Raw genomic sequence first — 20,453 nt, 5'->3', positions numbered from 1 at the left:
AGCTTAGGAATTTTTTAGTTGTTCAAAAAGTTCTTTCTGCTTTTCGGTAAGGTTGGTTGGCAGTTTCACTTCATAGGTTACAAAAAGATCTCCGTGTTCTCCTTCTTTTTTATAGACTGGAAAACCTTTTCCTTTAAGTCTTACCGTCATTCCGGTTTGGGTTTCCGGTTTCACTTTAAGGTTTACACTTCCATGGAGCGTATGTACTTTTACTTCTCCGCCCAGAACGGCAGTATACAAATCAATGGTGACTTTGGTTTTCAGATCATCGCCGATTCTTTCAAAATCCGGATCAGCCGGGATATTGAAGGTAATGTATAAATCTCCATTGGGTCCTCCGTTTACGCCTGGATTTCCATGTCCTTTTAACTTGATCTGCTGCCCGTCATATACTCCTGCAGGAATCGTGATTCTTACTTTTTTACCATTGATTTCAAAAGTTTGCGGATGAGTAGTTGCGGCGTCCCTTAAATTTAAGTTCAGTTCAGCATGAATATCCTGTCCTTTGAACTTGCCAGAGGCTCTTCCTCTGGAACTTCTGCCAAATCCACCGCCTGCACCGCCAAACATATCCTGGAAGAAATCTGAGAAATCTTCACCTCCACCAAAGTCTGCACCGGAATAACCTCCGTTATAACTTTGTTGTTGATACTGTCTTTGCTGTTGCTGCTGGGCTTTTTCGTATTCTTCGCCGTGCTTCCAGTGTTCTCCGTACTTGTCATATTTTGATCTGTTTTCCGGATTACTCAGCACTTCGTTCGCTTCATTCAGTTCTTTGAATTTCTTTTCTGCTTCTTTGTCTCCGGGGTTGAGATCGGGATGATGTTTTCTTGCCAATTTCCGGTAGGCCTTTTTGATATCATCCTGTGTTGCGTTTTTATCTACGCCTAAAATTTTATAATAATCTATATAAGCCATAGAAATGAGGTTTACTCAAATTTATGAATTTTAGGTCTGAAAATTGTATAACAGAATGTTAAAAATAAACCTATCTTTGATAAAAACCCATACATGAAAGATGTATTGAAAAACTATTCTGGAATCATATTTTTACTTTTAGGAATCATTGTTGGAAGCATCATAGGAATTGTTGCACCCGGTTTTGTGGAATACATTAAACCTTTGGGAGATATTTTTCTGAATCTTCTTTTTGTGAGTGTGGTTCCTCTGGTATTTTTTGCGGTATCCAATTCTATTGCCTCTCTGGAGCAGCAATCTAAATTTGGAAGAATCATCCTTGTAATGGCTCTTACTTTCTTATTTTTTATTCTCACAGCAGCTGTTTTCACAATTTGCGCGGTCTATCTTTTTCCGGTTTCAGGGGTCTCTGGAAGTTCTGAGATGATAACAGAAGCGGCCAATGAGGATACATGGGGCAACAGAATTGTAAGTTTCTTTACAGTAGGGGAATTCACAGAGCTTTTCTCAAGAAGAAATATGCTGGCTCTTTTGGTATTTGCTTTCCTGACAGGGTTTGCAGCCAGAAAAACAGGAGAAAAAGGACAGCCTTTCAGAGTGTTTATCGCTTCAGGATATGAAGTGATGAAAGAACTTCTTCTGCTGGTGATGAAGCTTGCTCCTATTGGTCTGGGCGCTTATTTTGCTTATCAGGTCGCTACTTTAGGGCCACAACTTTTTGGATTTTATGCTAAACCTTTAGGGTTATATTATATTGCAGGAGTTATTTATTTCCTTGTGTTCTTTTCTATCTATGCGTTTATGGCGAATGGACAAAATGGAGTCAAAAGTTTCTGGACCAATGCCATCTACCCTACTTTAACCGCCATAAGCACTTGCAGCAGTTTTGCAACAATGCCTGCTAATTTACAGGCGGCTTCCAAAATCGGGATTCCGAATTCTATTGCCAATCTGGTGATTCCTATCGGGACTACACTGCATAAAAACGGATCTTCCATGTCATCTATTATCAAGATTTATGTAGCCTTTTTAATTATTGGAAAGGATTTTTTTGATCCTGCCAATCTGCTTTTAGCTTTGGGGATTACTGTTTTTGTGAGTATTGTAGCGGGAGGAATTCCTAACGGCGGGTATATTGGGGAAATGCTGATGATTTCTGTTTATAAACTACCCCAGGAAGCGATTCCTGCCGTAATGATCATCGGGACATTGGTAGATCCGTTGGCTACCGTTCTGAACGCTGTGGGAGATATTGTGGCGGCTATGTTTGTCAACCGGTTTGTCAAGGTCTGACTTTTTTGTTAAAGTACACTATTCACTACGTTTTACCGGTTCGAGGTTTTCATATTCTTCAGGAGTGAAAAGCCTGTAATGAACTTTAAATGTTTTTCCCAAGGGAGTTTCCAGTGAAAACCCACCGGGTCCGAAACCTTCTGTAACATCAAGGGTAAAATGTGAATATTTCCAGTATTCAAACAAATCGCGGTCTATCCAGAACTCATGTCCGTTAATGGTTCCTATCATGGCATCATTCATTCTGGGAAAGAAGCCTCCTTTTTCAAAACATTGCGGCTGTGTACCCTCACAACATCCTCCTGCCTGGTAAAACATCAGGGGGCCGTATTGATCTTCCAGCTTGTCAATTACTTCAAGTGCCTGCTCCGTAGCGGAAAGTCTTGATCTTTTTGTTTCCATTGTTTTTATTTTGATTTAATGTAAACCTTATATTGACAAAAGATCCCGGTAAAATACATTCTAACCGGGATCAGCAACACATCATCAAATTAATTTGAGCCGGCAATATCCAGAACGATTCTGCCGTCAATCTGTCCTTTTTTCATTTTATCGAATACATCATTGATATCTTCCAGTTTTGCAGGAGTAACGGTGGCTTTTACCAGTCCTTCATTGGCAAAATCCAATGCTTCCTGCAAGTCTTTTCTGGTTCCTACAATAGAACCTCTCACGGTGATCCTTTTCAAAACCGTTTCAAAAATAGGGAGTTCAAAAGAGCCGGGAGGCAGGCCATTCAGAGCAATGGTACCTTTTCTTCTCAGTACATCTATTCCCTGTTTGAAAGCGATAGGTGAAACCGCAGTAATCAATGCACCATGCATTCCGCCGACTTCTTTATGCAAATATTCTCCAGGATCTGTGTTTTTTGCATTGACTACAAGGTCTGCACCTAATTTTTTCGCCAGTTCAAGCTTATCATCTGCTACATCAATAGCAGCAACATGCATTCCCATAGCTTTTGCATATTGAACTGCTACATGTCCCAGTCCACCGATTCCTGAAATGGCTACCCATTCGCCGGGTTTTGTTTCTGTTTCTTTTAATCCTTTGTAAACTGTGACTCCGGCACATAAAATTGGGGCAATTTCCAAAAAGTTAACATCAGATTTCAAATGTCCCACATATCTTGAGTCTGCAATGACGTATTCTGCAAATCCGCCATCTACACTATACCCTCCGTTTTTCTGTGCTTCACAAAGGGTTTCCCATCCTGTAATGCAATAATCGCAGCATCCGCAAGCACTGTACAGCCATGGAACTCCTACCGCATCTCCTTCTTTCACAAAAGCTTCCGGTCCGCAGGCTACCACGATCCCTACTCCTTCGTGTCCGGGGATAAGCGGCATCTTAGGTTTGGCAGGCCAGTCGCCATCCACAGCATGTAAATCTGTATGACAGACTCCACAGGCGATGACTTTAACCAGGACTTCATATCTTCCGGGTTCTCTTACAGGTACTTCTTCTATTTTCAAAGGTTGGCCGTAGCCCTGAACTACTGCCGCTTTCATTGTTTTTGGAATCATATTTTCTTTTTTGGATTGAGTTATTTAAGGTTATCAGTTTTTATCTCTGCTTCTGAACAGGTAAATTTCCCTGCGTGAGGGATAGGAAGGGCGGCGAGGAACGAGCCGGTGCGCAATGCAATGGAGCACCGAAACGAAGTGCAGCCCTGGATAGCCCGACCGTTTTGCCCTGGATAAAGCCAAGGCAATCGGGCACGTCCTAAATAATAATATTAAAAGAAACCTAGCTTATTCTTGTTATAAGAAATCAGCATGTTTTTGGTTTGGCGGTAATGGTCGAGCATCATTTTATGATTCTCTCTTCCTATTCCTGATTGTTTGTAACCTCCGAAAGGAGCTCCTGCCGGATAAGAGTGATATTGGTTTACCCATACTCTACCTGCTTCAATCTGTCTTGGAATATTGTACAGCTGGTGGGCATCTCTGGTCCATACACCTGCTCCCAGTCCGTAGATCGTATCATTGGCAATTTTCACGGCCTCTTCTTCATCTTTGAAAGTGGTAAATGCCAGCACAGGCCCGAAAATTTCTTCCTGGAAAATTCTCATTCTGTTGTTTCCTTTGAAAATGGTAGGCTGAATGTAGTAGCCGTCTTCAAGATCTTCTCCCAGGTGATTGACATCTCCACCCACCAATATTTCTGCTCCTTCATCTATTCCCAACTGGATATAGGAAAGGATTTTATCTTTCTGGATCTGCGAAGCCTGCGCTCCCATCATTACGGTTTTATCCAAAGGATTTCCTACTTTAATAGCTTTTACTCTTTCGATTACTCTTTCAATAAAGGCATCTGCAATTCCTTCCTGAACCAGTAATCTTGAAGGACATGTGCAGATTTCTCCCTGGTTAAGGGCAAAAAGAACAGCTCCTTCTATGGCTTTATCTAAAAATTCATCATCTGCATCCATTACAGAATTGAAGAAAACATTGGGTGATTTTCCTCCCAATTCCAACGTTACCGGAATAATATTTTCTGTAGCGTACTGCATTACCAGACGTCCTGTTGCAGTAGATCCTGTAAATGCTGCTTTGGCAACTTTCGGATTGGTAACGAGCGCCCTTCCAAGTTCTGCTCCAAATCCGTTAACAATATTAATAACTCCTGCCGGTAAAAGATCACCGATCAATTCCATTAAAACCATAATAGAAACAGGTGTACTTTCTGCCGGTTTCAACACGACGCAGTTTCCTGCAGCCAATGCGGGAGCCAGTTTCCATACTGCCATCAGGATCGGGAAATTCCATGGGATGATCTGTGCAATCACTCCAAGAGGTTCATGCACGATGAGGGACACGGTATCTTTGTCCAGTTCGTTATGAGATCCTTCTTCAGCGCGGATCACAGATGCAAAGTATCTGAAATGATCAATAGCTAAAGGTAGATCTGCTGCCAGTGTTTCTCTTACAGCTTTTCCGTTATCTATTGTTTCTACTGTAGCAAGGTATTCCAGGTTCTGTTCCATCCTGTCTGCAATTTTGTTCAGGATGATGCTTCTTTCTGTAGAAGAAGTATTTTTCCATGTTTGAAATGCTTTTTCAGCTGCATCTACAGCCAGTTCCAGGTCTTCTTTGGACGAGTGTGCTACCTGGGTGAAATTTTTGCCATCTACCGGGGAAACCACGTCAAAATACTCTCCTTTAACGGGTGGAGTGAATTTCCCGTCAATATAATTATCGTATCTGTTTTTAAACTCCGGGCGCTGTAAAAGCGTTGTTGATCTTGGTTCTGTAATAGTGCTCATATTAGTATTGTTTTTATTTTTCGATAACGCCAAATTACACTGAGAAGCCAGAAAGAGTATAGCACAATCGTATAAAAAAAGTGGAAAATAGTGCAAGAGGTTCAATTTTAGTATTTTATTAACAGCAACGTACACTCAAATTTTCTATATTTGAGTTACCTCTTTTTCAAAAAAATTTAGAAATGAATAACAATAGTAAGATTTTATTAAACACTCCTGAATTACGAAAGGAGAGCCAACTATTGAGTCTTGTTGAAAACCAGACGAAATTCAATCTAAACAATTGTGAGTTCAGCATTTATGAGACTCACCAGGCCGCTTTTGATGTAAAACTTCATTTTGAAAACATTGCATTTACGGCAATGCTGAGGGGTAAAAAACATATGAAACTGGATAATAAGACCAGTTACTTTGATTATTATCCGGGAGAAAGCATTCTGGTAGCCCCGGGAGAAACAATGGTGATTGATTTTCCTGAGGCGGATGAAACTCCTACCCAATGTATTTCTTTAAGCCTTAATCCTGATTTTATTGAGGATTCTCTCAACTATCTGAATTACCATCTTCCTAAAGTAGATGAAACTTCCCAATGGAACATTCAGCTTGATGAGTATTTTCTGTTTAATAATAAAGCACTTGCTTCTGCCACCAACAATATTATGAGAATTGCCATGGATGATAATTCTCAAAAAGATATCATGGCTGATTTTGCATTGAAAGAACTTCTGATAAGGCTGATGCAGACTCAGGCAAGGAGAATGGTGGAAAAGAATATTGTAAAAAATAAATCCAGGATAGGTTTTGCAGTAGATTATATTAAAAGAAACCTGCATCAGAAATTATCGATCGACAGTATTGCCAAGCTGGCTTATGTAAGTAAGTCGAATTTCTTTAAAATGTTCAAAGATGAGTTGGGAACATCTCCCAATGATTTCATTTTGCAGGAAAGAATCAGCAAAGCGAAGGAATTGCTGGCAAGCCGGACCAGCATCAAGGAAACTGCTTTTCAGACGGGATTTTCAGATACGAACTATTTTACAAGAGTATTTAAACAACTGGAAGGAGTGACTCCGAAAAGTTATCAGGATAAAATAATATTTCCTAAATAAAATGGTGAATTTGTAAAAAAAACGAGACTGTCCGCAAAAGTACAGTCCCGTTAATTTTTGATCAGCGAACTACCATAGGTCCTTATTTATAACCTTCATTTTGCTGAATAGAAGAATTAATATTAATTGCTCCCAATGGAATCGGCCATTGCCATTTGTAGCTTGAAGAAGGCAGGTTAAGTGTGGGAGCAGGAGCACCTCCTCCTGTACTTAAGGCGCCCAGAGCAGGTCTCGTCAAACCAAGTCCTAATCTCTTGAGGGTGTACCATCTGTCATCTTCTCCCATGAGTTCCAATCTTCTTTCTTTCTGAATTTCATTCCACAACGCTATCCCTGTAAGGTTTAGTGGGGTATAATCAGAATACCTTGATTTTCTAAGAATATTAAGCAATGCAAGAGCTCGGGCAGGATTAGAGGTATAAGCTGCTTCAGCACCGTTAAGGTAAACTTCTGCCGTTCTGAGGTATTTGTAATTTACAACATTTGGTAAAGATCCTCTGGTATTATATTTTATAACATTTATATAGCTTTGGCCTGAATAGGAACTTACCTGGAAATAGGTACTTTTTCTGATATCTTTAGAGGTATACATATCATAAAAATCTTTATAAACTACAAATTCAGATTTGATAGCACCTCCCACAATCTGATTATATGAAACGCCCACTGTAACCTTTTCTGCATCAGAATTCAGTATTTCAAGCAAAGTTCCGTCCTGATTCGTATTGTTCCAGACTGACGGGAAGTTATCAATTGATCCTACACTTGGCGAAAGAGCAATGGATTCTTCCGCTGTCTGAAGCGCTTTTGTATTATCTCCTCTGTACAGATACACTCTTGAGAGTAAACCGGCTATTGCAGCTTTATTAAGCCTGCCTTTCGTAAATGGTGCAGCTGTGTCATTTGTCTGAGGAATATTGATTCTTGCAAACTCCAGATCTCCTATAATTTTATCATAAACCTGAGTTACGGTCAGATCTCTCGTTACCGGACTATTGGAGGTAGTTGTCATATATGCTATTCCTAAAGAACTGTTGGCATCCGCAGACTGAGTAGGTATTTTGCAATATGCCCTTACAAGATCAAAATGAATAATTCCTCTTAGGGCTCTTGCTTCTGCCTCAACTTTCAAGGCATCTGCAGGGGAAAGAATTCCTTTACCCAGATTTTCCAAAACAAAATTAGCTCTCGAAATTGCCTGATATGCTGCGCTATACAGAGCTGTGGTCTGACCGTCGTCGGCACCAAATTCTAAAATCCAGGCTCTGTTATTGGATAATCTGCCTGAAGGGCTCTGAATTAAATTATCAGATGTGATATCTGCCATAATATTCTGGTTTCCACTATCGCCTGAGAAATAACCTGTTTCTTTCATGACATCATAGATTCCGTCTAATGCCAATCTGTAATCCGAGGAGGTTTGAAATGCCTGATCAGACAATGTATTTTTACTTGAATACTGATCCAAATCTCTTTCGCAAGAAGCTGCAGTCAACAGAGAAAGGAATAATCCCGATATAATTAACTTTTTCATTTTTTTTACATTTTAAAATTCTACCTGAATACCGAACATAAACTGTCTGACAGCCGGATAACCAAATTGTGCAAATGAACCTGCCACATAGGTTTGACCAGCCTGCAGCTGACTCTCTCCGGATCCTACTGCTACCTCCGGATCTCCTTTAAAACTGGTCCACGTTAATAAATTCTGAGCCTGCACATATATTCTTAATGAGTTGAGCGGAACTTTATTGCCCAGACTTTTTTTACTGAAAGTATAGCCAATCATCAAGGTCCGGAATCTCAGATAATCTGATTTTTCCAGAAACTGGTCAGATGCTCTCAGTCCTAAAGTTGTCGGCTTCGGCAGAACATCGGTATCTCCGGGATTTTTCCAGTAATTAAATGCATCTACACTCATATTATTTTTTCTGTTGGAAGGATTCTGCAACATTTGTGACTGATAATTATAGGTATATGCACCTGTTTTGAAAGAAAAGTCTGCGGAAAGGTCAAATCCATAAGCTTCAAGGCTTAGCCCGAATCCACCAAAAAATTTTGGCAGCGGGCTTTTATCTGTGATATCTTTTTTATCCAAAGTGGCATTGTAAACATCTGTGGCTGTTCTTCCATTCACTGAATAAAAATTTTCTCCTTTATCCGGGGTAGTTCTGTCTGTATAGTATAGTGCTTTTCCATCAGCAGAATTCACTCCGGCATATTCTACCAGCCTGTAGAAATAAGGTGTTTCTCCTACCATTAAAGAAGTTTCACCTAAATTTCTCCGTGTATTTATGCCATCAAGAGAAATTATTTTAGCTCTTTGCCAGGAAGCGTTGCCTCGTAATGAGAGTTTTATATTCTCCTTTTTGATGACATCAAAGGTAAATTCTGTCTCAATTCCTTCAGTACGCATATTACCAAGGTTTTGGTATATAGAATAATTTCCCGATTCATAAGGCATAGGCAGGAGCTGGATAAAATCTTTACGGTCTGAACGGTATACTTCTGCAGCACCTCTGAATCTGCTTTTCAGAAATGCAAAATCAACTCCTAAATTGGTTGTTCTGTTGGTTTCCCATTTAATATCAGGATTTCCTATAACATCTGTAGGAATCATTGTTCCTCCTGTTCCGTAATCTCCATAAGCAACATATCCTATATTGGCATAATTGGGTATATTTCTGTCATTACCGGTTATCCCATAAGATGCCCTTAGCTTAAGATCATTAAAAAAGTTTTGGCTGAGAAAATCTTCCTTGCCGATATTCCATGCTACACTGCTGCTCCAGAAAATCCCTGATTTGTTATTGGCACCGAATTTCGAGCTTTTGTCCTGACGAATAGAAGCTGTGACTAAGTATTTTTTCTGATAATTATATTCAAAAAGGCCTAATAATGAGAACAGGGTACTTCTTATCTTATTTCCTGTAAAGGTATTTTTATCTGACGGAGTTGTATTAGAAGGTACATCAGAATTGGGATTTTTATAGTTGGTACCACTTGCTGTAATATCTTCTGTAAATTCATTGCTAAACTCTACAATACCTGTTGCACCCACATAGTGATCGTTCAATTGTTTCCTGAAATCCAACCGGTTTCCATAAATATAATTGAATGTGTAGAATGTTGATTTGGTCAGTTTGCCTAATCCGTTGGCTCCGTTGGTCGTAATATCTAACTGTGAACCTTTTTTAACATTTGTAGTATTTACCAGATTGTCATATAAAGAATTAAAGTACATTCTGTAGGACAATCCGTCATTGAATTTATACTCCCCAAATATATTTCCGGATACCCTTAATCGTTGTTCAATATCGGGCACATTTCTTAATGATTCAACCACATTTGATCCTGCTCTCAGTTTTATATTGTAGGATCCGTCAGAATTATATACCGGCTCAAACGGATTGTACCTGTACATTGCACCAAACGGGCTTTGGGTATTATTTCTGTCGCGAATATTCTGAGTATTCTGGTAGGCAGCCCCCAGGTCTAATCCTACTTTTAGTCTGTCACTTAGGTTATTTTCAAAATTAAACCTTCCTGTATATCTGTCAAGACCATTTATATCACGTACAATACCATCATCTTTATCATATCCGAGAGAGTAGTAGAATTTATTTTTAGCACCTCCACCTCTTGCAGAAAGCAGATAGCTCTGAAGAAAAGAAGTTCTTAAAATATCTTTTTGCCAGTTATGGTCTAGCTTCAGAAGAGCTTCTTCATCCGCAGGGGTATAAACCGGCAGCCCACCAAGCCCGAGTGCATTCATTTCTCTTTCATATTGCAGTTTTTGGGCAGAATTCATCATTTCGAAATTAAGTTCTTTATCAGAAATTTTTTCTGAAAATCCGAGCCTGCTTTCAAATGAATACTGGGTTCTGCCACTTCTACCCTTTTTTGTAGTGACAACAATCACTCCATTTGCTCCTCTTGAGCCATACTGGGCAGTTGCTGCAGCATCTTTAAGCACTACCATGCTTTCAATATCATTTCCATTAACTGCGCTGAATTGTCTGGCTGTCATATATATACCATCCACGACATATAAAGGTTCTGAACTTCCGCTAAAACCTGCTATACCTCGAATATTAATTTCAGCAGCAGCTCCCGGTTGTCCGTTTTTAGCCTGTACAAATACTCCAGAAGCACGCCCCTGCAGCATATTACCTATAGAAGTTGCGGGAGTTTGGGTTTTTAACTCGTCAGCCGTAATAACAGATTGAGCCTGGGCAATTTCATCTTTGGTCTTTTTTTGATACCCTGTTACAATAACTCCTTCGATTTCTTTCCGGATGGTATCATTTTTCGTTTTCTGTGCATACACCGTATGTCCCGAAAAGAACAAAACACCTACACTTAATGCATAAAGTTTAACATTCATATTTAACACATTTTAATATCCATAGACAAATATGTTAATAAATGCAAGCAGAAACAAACATTAAACAACTGATAAACAACAATTTAAAGTGCAATAATTTCGTTAAAAAAGCAATTTTAAAAAATCAAACAAGAAGTGATTTGAAAAAAAGTAAAAAAAATCCCGGACAACATAATATTAACACAATATTAAGAAGTTTTAAAAAATTTCGTAAGGTCAGCTTTAATGCAAACAATTAACTAAAAAAATCAGTTTAAAAATGAATTGTAATAAATAAAATACTGTTTTCACCCAGGTAAAATCCATATAAAATAGTAATAAAATTATCCTTATATCACAAATACGACTCATAATTTAAAGCCAATATCATCATTTCATTGCATTCGCTTTTCAACTTTTAATTCCTGATCTTCCATAACATAAGCGAACTAACTGTCAACTTATTTCAGGACAGGACAAAAAATAAAAGCATTCCATATAATGAAATGCCTTTACTTTTAATATTAAAATATATTATTTTCGAGTATACAATTTTACTCCCATAAGAATAGGATCCCTCAAAATTAAATATGATTAATACTGATCATTCTGCTTAATATTCGGGTTTGCCTGAATAGCAGAAATAGGAATTGGCCACTGCCACTTGTAGCTTCCAGCTTCAAGAGTCTGTGCAACAGAAGGTGTACCGGTACCATCAAAAAGATCTCCTTTACCTGATCTCTGAACGGCAAGGTTTAATCTCTTCAATGTATACCATCTGTCATTTTCAAATGCAAGCTCCAGTCTTCTTTCTTTTAAAATAGCATCTAAAAGAGCCTGTCCTGTTTCTGTACCAGGTGTAAATGATGAATATCTTTCAGCTCTTAATTTGTTGAGTAAAACAAGAGCCTGTGCACCATTACCTGTTCTGTAATATGCTTCAGCTACATTCAATAATACTTCAGCAGATCTAAGATATTTAACCGGTACAATATTAGAAGGACCACCATTACCAGAATATTTTGTAACGTGGTTGTATTTTTGTCCGCTATATGTACCCACAGTAAAGTAAGCTCCTTTTCTAACATCATTTGATGTATAAGCTGTATATAAATCGTAATCTACAACAAATTCTGATCTTAAAGCCGGAACTGACTGGTTGTATGCAACTCCTACCGTATTTTGCTCGGCTGCAGAGTTCGATATCTGGAATAATACTCCATCAGTAATTCTGGATATACCTTCGTTTTCTTTCCAGATTCTTGTAAAGTTATCCAATGTTGTGATACTTGGAGAAAGGTTTAATGCTAATTCACCATATTTGATAGTATTAACATAGTCTCCTCTATAAAGATCAATTCTGGACAATAATCCGTATATAGCTGCTTTGCTCAATCTTCCTTTATCAGCATCATTCTGAGTTATATTATCAGCAGCAAATAATAGATCTGCTGTAATTTTATCATATACCTGATCAACAGTAAGATTTCGGGATGATGTATTATTTAAAGGAGAATATGTTTCAGAATAATAAATTCCGATCGTATTTTTAGCTCCTGCAGATTGAGTTGGGATTTGGGAATACGCTCTCACAATATCAAAATGAGCTATTGCTCTTAATGCTCTTGCTTCAGCTTCCAAATTTGTTTTCTGTGTTCCGGATAATACTCCGTTATTGATATATTTCAAAACAAAATTAGCTCTGCTGATTACAAGATAAGCTGCACTAAACAAACCTGTTGTCTGTGAATTATCGGATGAGAATTCGAAGTTTGACGCCGCAAAATTGGTATTTCTTCCTGTAGTTGTACGAACCAGGTTATCAGTGGTAAGATCACCCATGATAAGTTGGTTTCCTGTATCACTCGTATAATACCCAGCTCCTTTAAGCGCTGTATAGGCACCGTCCATGGCCTGTCTGAAGGTCTCAGGTCTCGTCATTGCCTGCTCCTGATCTTCATTGATTGATGAGATTTGATCTAAATTTCTGTCACAAGACGTTAACGATACAAAGGCAGTTAACGCAGCTAAACTTATTTTTATTATATTCTTTTTCATAAAGCTATTCAATATTAAAATTCTAATTGCAATCCTACCAGGATTGTTCTGACAGCAGGATAAGTATAAAGGTTAAATGATCCGGGAACAAATAATGATGATGAGTCAGCGGATCCTACAGAAACTTCGGGTTCTCCGTGGAATTTAGTTACCGTAAATAAATTTTGCCCCTGTACATATGCTCTTAGCTTATTAATTGGCGATCCTTCTCCAAGGAATGCTTTATCAAATGTATATCCTAATGTAAGTGATCTTAATCTCAGGTAATCTGATTTTTCAATCCACTGATCAGAATCACGCATACCATTTGAGTCAACTTTCTGGAATACTCCTGTGTCTCCAGGATTTTGCCAAACCTGAGCAGCAGCCTGTGCCATATTTCTACCTGCAACAGCCAAAGTTGGATTAACAGCGGCAAAATACATGTTGTTATAAGTATATCCGCCTAGCTTAAATGCAAAATCTGCACTGAAATCAAGTCCTTTGTACTGAACTGTAGTTCCGAATCCACCAAAACTTTTTGGGAATGGAGACTTATCAGTGAGAGGAACAGCATTTGAAGCACTGTAAACATCCGTAACGTTTCCAGCTTTATCATAATATAATGCTTTTCCGTTACTTGGATCTACTCCTGCAAACCTAACATTATAGAATACATATGGAGTTTCACCTACTTTAAGATAAGTATATCCTAAATTTCTTTCTGTCTGGTCACCTGCTAGCCTGTCAAGAACAGACTTCTGGAAAGAGATGTTAGCATGTAGATTCCATTGGAAATCTTTTTGCTTTATCACATCCACACTAAGTTCAACTTCAAGTCCTTTCTGAGACATATCTCCTGCATTGATATACTGGTAGTATCCACCTTCCTGCTTATCCAAAGGTACAAGCTGTACGAAATCTTTTCTCTTATTTTTGTAAACCTCTACGGATCCGCGAATTCTTCTGTTCCACATCGTAAAATCAACTCCTAAGTTGGTAATCGCATTAGACTCCCATTTAAGATTGCTGTTACCAATAATATAATCACCTTTTGAAACTGTTCCCGGATAAGAAGTACCGTTAGCACCATATAAACCGTAGCTGATATTATTGACATTATAATAATCAGGTAAAGTACCATCATTACCTGTAGTACCGTAAGATCCTCTAAGCTTTAAATCATTAATAAACCCACCTTTCATGAAGTCTTCCTTCGCGATATTCCAGGCTGCACTTGCAGACCAGAAAATACCACTTTGGTTATTGGCACCAAATCTTGAAGAAGCATCTCTTCTCAATGATCCTGTTACCAGGTATCTACCTTCATAGTCATAGTTTAACATCCCCGCTAAACTGAATAAAGTATTTCTTACTTTAACTCCAGTAAATGTATTTCTATCTGAAGGTGTAGTAATAGATGGAACATTGATTACCGGAGATTTCAATCCGTAAGCCCCTCCATTCATTGTTTCGTTGTAGTTATCGTTATATTCGATAAATCCTAAGAAATCGAAGTTGTGGCTTCCGTATGACTTTTTATAGTTAATGGAGTTGTTCCAGGTATAGTTAAATGTGTAGAATGAATTTTTGTTCAATGACCCTGTAGGAATTTTGTTGTTTAACGTTAAATCAAGGTTTGAGCCTTTCTTCAACCACTGAGTTCCCATGTACCAATCGAAAAGTCCGTTAAAGTTTGTTTTAAACTTCAGACCATCGATAATTTTATATTCTGCGAATAAAGTAACCGGGATTCTTAACCTCTGATCATCCAGTCTGTAATTACGGATCTGCTCAACAACGTTAGAACCCGCTCTCATTGTTTGATTATAGCTACCATCAGCATTATAAACCGGTTCATATGGAGCATATTTATACATGGCTCCGAATGGGTTCTGCGTATTGTTTCTGTCCATAAAATTCTGAGTTTCCTGATACTGAACCCCCAGGTTAATCCCTACGTTCAGTTTTTCACTCAGTTTATTGGTAAATCCAAAGTTACCTGTATATCTCTTAAGTCCGTCGATATCTCTGATAATCCCGTTATCAGAATCATATCCTAAAGAGTAATAGAAAGTACTCTCTCTGGAACCACCCTGGGCACTGAATAAGTAAGACTGGATGCTTGAAGGCTTCAACAGATCTTTTTGCCAGTTATGATCATAAGCAGCCAATCTATCCATTTCTTCCTGAGATCTTGGTTTAAATCCAAGGTATCCCAATTGATTCTGGAAATCCATCAACTCTCTTGAATTCATCATGGTGTAGTTATTATCCTTAAGCCTTTCACTAAAACCAAATTTAGTCTCAAATGAGTAATGAGTTTTCCCAGCTTTTCCGGCTTTAGTAGTTACTACTACTACCCCGTTTGCTCCCCTCGCACCATACTGTGCTGTAGCAGCGGCATCTTTAAGAATTGAAATAGACTCTACGTCTGCAGGGTTGATTGCACTGAACTGTCTTGCAGTCATATACATCCCGTTTACTACATAAGTAGGCTCTGAAGAACCACCAACACCGGCAATCCCTCTTACCTGGATGGTAGCAGCAGCACCTGGCTGCCCGGTAGTACTTTGTACAAATACCCCTGAAGCTCTACCCTGTAAAGAGTTACCGATAGATGTTGTAGGAGAGTTTCTTCTGATTTCATCACCACCAACAACAGCCTGAGCCTGGGTAATTTCATCTGCTTTTTTCTTCTGGTATCCAGTAACGATTACTTCATCGATCTTATTCTCCTTCAGAACAGAATCATTCTTAGATTTTTGCGCAAAAGCAGCTTGTCCCAAAAAAAACAAAGCTCCTGCACTTAATACATGTAACTTCACATTCATATTAACAGATTTTAATATATTCAAGCGACAAATATGTCGATAAATATCTATAACATCAATTCGCTGAATGCTGAAAACACGCTTCCAGAACAGAGAGATTCACATTCATCTAAAAAAAATGATGAGAAATCATTTTGAAAATATTTAAAAAATTAACAAAAAATAAGTCAATTTGTATATTAACGAAATTTTAATAAATTTTAAAATTAAAATCAATTTTCATTAATTTAAAATAAATGATTAAAAAAATAAACATTAATAACAAATTGTGAAGTAAAAAATACATATAAATAATTCACCAATTTAAAGAAAATGGAGTGAAAAACAGGCTTTCTTCTTAAATTTTATATAAAAAACAGCCTTCTGCCAACAGAGAATTCCTGTTTCAGAATTTTTTATTCATCATAACAATTAAAAAAACCGTTCATTTACTGTTTACTGAGTTCAAATGAATTGTAGAGAATTTCACACAGCATTTATTGTCGTTTTTTGACTGTCTCATTATTAAAATTACAAATAATCCAACTGTAAAATACCATAATATCTCTATAGATAAAAAAGTAAAGCATCCCGAAGTATGAGATGCTTTTATACAATTTTACTGAGAATATAGTTACTTCTGGTAATGATAGTATCTTGCTCCGATTAAAACAGGATTTTCTGTTTCAATAGAGACAAGTCCAAAGCCTTTGTAATTTTTATTTACAGAATCTTTCAGCTGCTTTCTGTGAAGCTTTTCATAGGTTTCAAAGTCCACAGCAGTTCTGCTGTTCAAATTTTCAAATAAATTCCATTTTTCTGCTACTTTTCGCCAGTTTCCGGATACCTTCCCGGCAAACACCTTTGATTTCGATCCGCTTCCATATCCCACAAAGCCAATTTCTTTTCCTGAAAGTTCTTCATTTTCATTAAAAGATGTCTGTAAAGCAGAAAGAAATGCCATAAAAATAGAAGCGGTGTACATATTCCCGATCTCAGAAGAAGCTCTCTGGGTCTTTTCTATCTTATCATTGATTAATTTCAGATAATTTTCTGATTTAGCGATTGCTTTCTGTTCATCAGCCGTTTCATAGGAAAGACCATTCTCCAGACTGTAGATTTCTGTGAAAACTCTTTTTCCGTGGAAGGCATAAGGAAGATGGAAGATAATATACTCCCAGTTTTCATATGGTCTATCCTGTCCTGTTAATTCTTTATAATGATAATAAGCTTCTTTTATTCTATCCTGATAGCATTGGTTAGAATATTGTCCGTCAAAAACAGGCTCATCTGTAAAAATTTCAATCTTTTCTGGATATGTTTCAGGGGCCCCATTCAAGTCTTCTTTTTTATATGATCTTCTGGGTTTGAAAAAATCAAAAACACTTTCTGAAGCAACTCCCCAATTATTTTCAATTTCAAGAAGGTCCGGTTTGGATGAAACCAAAAGGGCTACCGCGCCACCTCCCTGTGTATATTCTCCTGAAGAAGCCAATTCATATTTTGCATAATCACTGGCTATCACAACTGCTTTTTTATCAGGATTTACCCTCACAAAGTCCAGAGCATTGTGTAAAGCATCTACTCCCCCTACGCAGGCAAAAGTCATATCAAGCACATCACAGTTTCTGAAACATCTTGTTCCAAATTCTTCTTCCAATACTTTTTCTACCATTTGTACAGCATAGGAAGCTGTAGGTTTTGCCGCATCTACAGCACTTTCTGTTCCCAGATATACTCTTGCCATTTCCTCAGGGTTGATCTCATAATCTTTTATAAGCTTCAGTAACGCTTCTGCTGCAAAAGTGGCAGCGTCTTCGTGAACATCAGAAAGTCCCATTTTATGAAGACCCAGGCCTTTTTCCAATTTCGCCGGCTCTATCCCTCTTTTTTCTGCTAAATCCTTAATCTCCAAATATAAACCAGGCACATAATAACCCGCTGCTTCAATTCCAAAACTCATAATTGTCTAAATTTTAAACGAATTTATGAAAGATAATGCAAAAAACAGTGGTAAAAAATGCTAATTTTTGCAACATCATTAAAAACCAATGCGTTTTAAAATATAATACAGTAATCCAGAAACCTTTAACAGTAAAAGAAAGCCGGCATATTTGCCGGCTTTATCTATTTTACTTATAATTTTCAATTGCTTTATTGATGACATCAATCTGCTTGTTGATACTTGCGGCGTTTTGCGGATTCTGTTTCAGCAGTTCCATTTTTTTGCTCAAGCCATCTTTCAGCGTCTGAACCATCATCATTTTAGCCTGTGGATTGCCTGCCATTTGGTTTTTGGCATATCCTGCTATTTTAGTGACACTTTCAGTAGCTTTCAGGTTATCGGAAGTCATGATCCAGTTGAAACCGTCTTCTGCTGCTTTTCCCAATTCCGGATTCTGGAATTTAATGAATGGATAAAAAGTGGCAAGAGGTGCAATATTTTCTATCTGTGAAGTAATTCTGTTCTTTACAATAACAGGAAGCAATTGTGCCTGCAATTCTTCTGAAGCACCTTTCATATCAATTTTATCAGCAAGACTGTTTGCTCTTGACGGATCAATAGAAAGAAGCGCACCCATTGAACTTCCTTTTACTGCATTTGAAACAGCATTTACACCTTTTTCAAATAAAGGAAGGTATTTTTTATCTTTTGTTTTTCCTAAAGCCGTAATAGCTGCCGCTTGTACCAATGTTTTAGGATCATTGGAAGCCAGTTTTTCAACTTCAGCACCCAATGCTTTCATTTGTTCAGGATTAGTAAGGTCCATTAAGTTTAATGCTTTTTTTCTTACTCTGAAGAAAGGATCTTTTAATGCAGCAGCCAATAATTTTACAGCTGCAGGGTTTTTCCCGGCCTGATCTTTAATTCCGTTTAGAGCCAGATATCTGCTTTTAAATTCCTTGGAGTTGGTAAACTGCATCAGATTCTGTTCCGGAGTTTTAGTATCCGTAATATCAGCAAGTAAAACTCCGTCTGCGTTGATATTGACAAGATCCGGTGTTTTAGAAACATCAAAACTGAATGTATTTTTTGCTTCTGCATTTACCCAGACATTATATCTTTTAGGTTTTCCATTGTCATAGACATCAATAGCCAGAGGAAATTCAAATGGTTTTTCCTGAGTTTGATTAATGGTTACGGCAACCTGTTTTTTTACCGGTTCAAAGGTGGATGAATAATTAATCTTTGGGTTTCCGCTTCCAAAATACCATTGATTAAAGAACCAGTTTAAGTCTTTCCCGGAAACTTTTTCAAAAGACAATCTTAATTGGTGGGCTTCAGCATTTTGGTATTCATTGGTTTTCAGATAATCATTCATTCCGGCAAAGAAGGCATCATCTCCAAGATAGTTTCTCAGCATATTTAAAATGCCACCTCCTTTCTGGTATGTTACAAGATCAAAAACATCTTCACGGGATTCGTAATTGAATCTCACCAGATTTTTATTAAAATCGGACGGATTATGAAGATAATTATTCACATCCGTCATCAGGTGATAATCTGCCTGGTCTTTTCCATATTTGTATTCATTCCAAAGGTATTCGGAATAGTTAGCAAAAGATTCATTGACGGTAAGGTTGCTCCAGCTTTCTGCCGTTACCAGATCTCCAAACCAATGATGGAACAGTTCATGGGCAATGGTATCTTCCCATGTATTTTCATCGATAAGCTGACCGGGTTTCTGAAGGATATCACTTCCATGAAGAGTGGCTGTGGTATTTTCCATTGCACCACTTACATAATCTCTTCCGGAAATCTGGGCATATTTCGCCCATGGATAGTCATAATTCAGCTTTTTGGAGAAAAAGTCGATCATTTCCGGAGTATTTCCGTAGATCTGTTTAGCATAAGGCTCGTATTCCTTTTCAATATAATAATCAACAGGAATGTTTTTCCATTTGTCTTTTACGATGGCATATTCTCCAACGCCCATAAAGAAAAGATAAGTAGAATGTCTCTTGTCCATCACCCAATGATCGGTTCTAAGTCCGTTGGATTCTTTTTTAGAATCTTTCATAAGACCGTTGGAAAGCGTTACATATTTATCAGGAACTGTCATAAAGATTTCCTGTGTTGTCTTTTGGTTGGGTTTATCAATAGTAGGAAACCATGCTGAAGAAGATTCTGTTTCTCCCTGTGTCCAGATTTGTGTTGGTGTGTTGGGATCTGTTCCCTGAGCGTTTATGAAATACAAACCCTTTGCATCATTGATTGCCATACTTCCCTGTTGTTTCACTTCATTCGGGCGGGAGGTATATTTGATGTAAACGGTATAATCCTGATTTCTCTGATAAGTTTTATCCAGCGTAATTTTTAGAACATCATCTTTGTATTCGTATTTTAAAGGAGACTTTTTACCGTTGTTATCAAGAGCCACTTCATGAATCAGCATTCCTTTTGCATCAAGGGTAAGCTCATTGGTGGCATAGAAGTAAGGTGAAGCGGTAAGCCATTCTTCCCCATTCATCTGTTCTTTCTGATAATCGAAATTCACTTTCAGTTTTGTGTGCTTAAGCTCCGTTACTTTCGTGTGGGTAGCTCTGTATACTTTTTCTCTTCCTGAAGTTTCGGTTTGTGCTGATACATTGGCGGAAAATAAAATTCCAAGTATAGCAATTGATAAAATAGCCTTTCTCATCGGTCT

General features: G+C 37.9%; 12 protein-coding genes. 2 read left to right on the top strand and 10 right to left on the bottom strand.

Annotation, left to right across the window (positions count from 1 at the left end; all coding sequences use genetic code 11):
* Window positions 1-3 precede the first annotated feature (3 nt).
* Complete coding sequence (locus tag AC59HC_RS15310; protein WP_110010175.1) at window positions 4-918, bottom strand: DnaJ C-terminal domain-containing protein; 915 nt, start codon at window positions 916-918, stop codon at window positions 4-6.
* 93 nt (window positions 919-1,011) lie between these two features.
* Between AC59HC_RS15310 and AC59HC_RS15305 the strand changes: the two genes are divergently transcribed.
* Window positions 1,012-2,211 (top strand): dicarboxylate/amino acid:cation symporter, encoded by a 1,200-nt coding sequence (locus AC59HC_RS15305; protein ID WP_202838902.1) that lies wholly within the window; start codon window positions 1,012-1,014, stop codon window positions 2,209-2,211.
* A gap of 18 nt (window positions 2,212-2,229) precedes the next feature.
* Here AC59HC_RS15305 and AC59HC_RS15300 read toward each other — a convergent pair whose 3' ends face one another.
* From AC59HC_RS15300 to AC59HC_RS15290, 3 genes are all read right to left on the bottom strand, one after another.
* On the bottom strand, window positions 2,230-2,613 hold the full coding sequence (locus AC59HC_RS15300; RefSeq protein WP_202838901.1) for a DUF779 domain-containing protein: 384 nt from the start codon (window positions 2,611-2,613) through the stop codon (window positions 2,230-2,232).
* Window positions 2,614-2,702: 89 nt separating this feature from the next.
* Window positions 2,703-3,737 (bottom strand): alcohol dehydrogenase AdhP, encoded by a 1,035-nt coding sequence (gene adhP, locus AC59HC_RS15295; RefSeq protein ID WP_110010178.1) that lies wholly within the window; start codon window positions 3,735-3,737, stop codon window positions 2,703-2,705.
* Window positions 3,738-3,949: 212 nt separating this feature from the next.
* Window positions 3,950-5,479, bottom strand: coding sequence for an aldehyde dehydrogenase family protein (locus AC59HC_RS15290; RefSeq protein ID WP_496558938.1), 1,530 nt, complete (start codon window positions 5,477-5,479; stop codon window positions 3,950-3,952).
* Between the two features lie 182 nt (window positions 5,480-5,661).
* On the opposite strand from AC59HC_RS15290, the gene AC59HC_RS15285 reads away from it, so the two are divergent.
* On the top strand, window positions 5,662-6,588 hold the full coding sequence (locus tag AC59HC_RS15285) for an AraC family transcriptional regulator (RefSeq protein WP_202838899.1): 927 nt from the start codon (window positions 5,662-5,664) through the stop codon (window positions 6,586-6,588).
* Between the two features lie 82 nt (window positions 6,589-6,670).
* On the opposite strand, the gene AC59HC_RS15280 is transcribed toward AC59HC_RS15285, so the two are convergent.
* The 6 genes from AC59HC_RS15280 to AC59HC_RS15255 all read right to left on the bottom strand — a co-directional run bounded on the left by AC59HC_RS15280 (window position 6,671) and on the right by AC59HC_RS15255 (window position 20,447).
* Window positions 6,671-8,122 (bottom strand): RagB/SusD family nutrient uptake outer membrane protein, encoded by a 1,452-nt coding sequence (locus AC59HC_RS15280; RefSeq protein WP_496558937.1) that lies wholly within the window; start codon window positions 8,120-8,122, stop codon window positions 6,671-6,673.
* 12 nt (window positions 8,123-8,134) lie between these two features.
* A complete protein-coding gene (locus tag AC59HC_RS15275) occupies window positions 8,135-10,975 on the bottom strand; it encodes a SusC/RagA family TonB-linked outer membrane protein (RefSeq protein WP_496558936.1) in 2,841 nt (946 codons plus the stop codon).
* Window positions 10,976-11,548: 573 nt separating this feature from the next.
* Window positions 11,549-13,012 carry a RagB/SusD family nutrient uptake outer membrane protein gene (locus AC59HC_RS15270; RefSeq protein WP_496558935.1) on the bottom strand — a complete coding sequence of 488 codons (1,464 nt, stop codon included), beginning with the start codon at window positions 13,010-13,012 and terminating at the stop codon, window positions 11,549-11,551.
* A 14-nt stretch (window positions 13,013-13,026) separates the two neighbouring features.
* On the bottom strand, window positions 13,027-15,825 hold the full coding sequence (locus AC59HC_RS15265; RefSeq protein ID WP_429813194.1) for a SusC/RagA family TonB-linked outer membrane protein: 2,799 nt from the start codon (window positions 15,823-15,825) through the stop codon (window positions 13,027-13,029).
* 613 nt (window positions 15,826-16,438) lie between these two features.
* Window positions 16,439-17,767 (bottom strand): hydroxymethylglutaryl-CoA synthase family protein, encoded by a 1,329-nt coding sequence (locus AC59HC_RS15260; protein ID WP_202838894.1) that lies wholly within the window; start codon window positions 17,765-17,767, stop codon window positions 16,439-16,441.
* Window positions 17,768-17,936: 169 nt separating this feature from the next.
* Complete coding sequence (locus AC59HC_RS15255; protein ID WP_202838893.1) at window positions 17,937-20,447, bottom strand: M1 family metallopeptidase; 2,511 nt, start codon at window positions 20,445-20,447, stop codon at window positions 17,937-17,939.
* Window positions 20,448-20,453: the final 6 nt, after the last annotated feature.

The sequence above is a fragment of the Chryseobacterium sp. DZ-32 genome (genome assembly GCF_059587025.1).
This window is presented reverse-complemented; position numbering and strand designations above follow the sequence as displayed.